Annotated in this window: 2 protein-coding genes; both read right to left on the bottom strand. The window is 72.7% G+C overall.

What is annotated here, in order from left to right; all coding sequences use genetic code 11:
• A partial coding sequence (locus tag CH341_RS31110) for a tetratricopeptide repeat protein (RefSeq protein WP_146604706.1) occupies positions 1-468 on the bottom strand: 468 nt, incomplete at its 3' end.
• Positions 455-1,719: L-seryl-tRNA(Sec) selenium transferase (selA, locus tag CH341_RS31105; protein ID WP_111423535.1), on the bottom strand; the 1,265-nt coding region annotated here is incomplete at its 5' end. The genes CH341_RS31110 and selA, both read right to left, overlap by 14 nt.

Raw genomic sequence — 1,719 nt, 5'->3', positions numbered from 1 at the left:
GACGCCCTGGCGGGCCGCCGCCTCGGCCCATCGCCGCGCCTCGAGCAGATCGCGCGGCACGACCTCGCCCTCGAGCAGCATCCAGCTCAGCATGTCCTGGGCCGGCCCGTCGCCCTGCTCGGCCGCCGCGCGATAGTTTCGCGCAGCGGCGGCGTAGTCAGGCTCGCGGTCCTCGCCCTTGAAGTCGAGGGCGGCGAGATTGCGCTGGCCGACCGCGTCGCCGGAGGCCGCCGCGAGCTCCAGCCAGCGCCGCGCCAGCTTGAGATCGCGCTCGACGCCGAGGCCCTCGGCGAAGCAGGCGCCGACATTGTTCTGCGCCCGCGCCACGCCCGCATGGGCGAGCTCGGCCCAGATGTCGAGCGCCACGGCGTAGTCGTGACGGCCGGCGGCCTCGTAGGCCTCGGCCATGCGGGCCTTGATGTCGAGCGGCGCGGTGTCGCGTCCCATCAGGCGATCAAGCCAGCGCATCGGCGCCTCCCGCGAGAGGCGCGAGATTCGCGACGAACGCCGCCTCGTCGTCGAGGCAGCGGAGATCCAGCACCAGCGCGCCGTCGCTGATGCGGCCGACCACCGGCACGGGCTTTTCACGCAATGCCTTCGCGAGTCGCTCCAGCGCGCGGCCGGCGCCCTTCTCGCTCCGCGGTCGGGCGAACACGCCGGCGCTCGGCAGCGTCGCCTGCGGCAGCGCGCCGGAGCCGATCTGGCTGGCGCAGTCTTCCGCCGTGACCTCGAACGCCTCCCCGAGCGCGTTCGCCACCATCGGTGCGATGCGGTGCGCCTGCGCGAGAATGTCGGCCTGCGGACGGGCGAGATGCCGGACCGTGGGCAGCCGCTCGGCGAGACGATCGGGATCGCGATACAGCGCCAGCGTCGCCTCCAGGGCGGCGAGGCGAATCTTGTCGAGGCGCAGCGCCCGCTTCATCGGGTTGTGGTTGATCTTCTGGATCAGATCACGACGGCCGACCACGATGCCGGCCTGCGGGCCGCCCAACAGCTTGTCGCCCGAGAAGGTGACCAGATCGGCGCCGGCCGCGACCGCCTCGGCCACGGTCGGCTCGTGGGCGAGGCCGAAGCGCGTCAGATCGATCAGCGTGCCGGAGCCGAGATCGTCGACCACCGCCACGTTCTTCTCACGCGCGATGGCGACGAGTTCCCTTGTCGGCACCGCCGCCGTGAACCCTTCGATGCGGTAGTTGGAGGTGTGCACCTTGAGGACCAGCCCGGTCCGCTCGGTGAACGCGTCGGCAAAGTCCTTCGGATGCGTGCGGTTGGTGGTGCCGACCTCGACCAGCCTGGCGCCGGCCCGCGCCATGATGTCGGGCATGCGGAAGGCGCCGCCGATCTCGATCAGCTCGCCACGCGACACGATCGCCTCGCGGCCCTTGGCCAGCGTGTTGAGGACGAGCAGCACGGCGGCGGCGTTGTTGTTGACGACGGTCGCGTCCTCGGCGCCGGTCAGCTCGCACAGGAGATCGCGGACGAGGCTGTCGCGCTCGCCGCGCTTGCCGGTCGAGAGGTCGAACTCCAGCGCGACGGTCCGCCGCATCGCCGTCACGGCGGCGTCGATCGCCGCCTCGGCCAGCACGGCGCGGCCCAGATTGGTGTGCAGCACCACGCCGGTGAGATTGAACACGGCCCGCACCGCCGGCCGCGCCGCGGCGGCGAGCCGGGCGAGCGCCGCCTGGGCGACCGTGTCGGCGGACGGCTCGGCCCGGCCGG

The organism is Rhodoplanes roseus, assembly GCF_003258865.1.
Taxonomy (GTDB): Bacteria; Pseudomonadota; Alphaproteobacteria; order Rhizobiales; family Xanthobacteraceae; genus Rhodoplanes; species Rhodoplanes roseus.
This window is presented reverse-complemented; position numbering and strand designations above follow the sequence as displayed.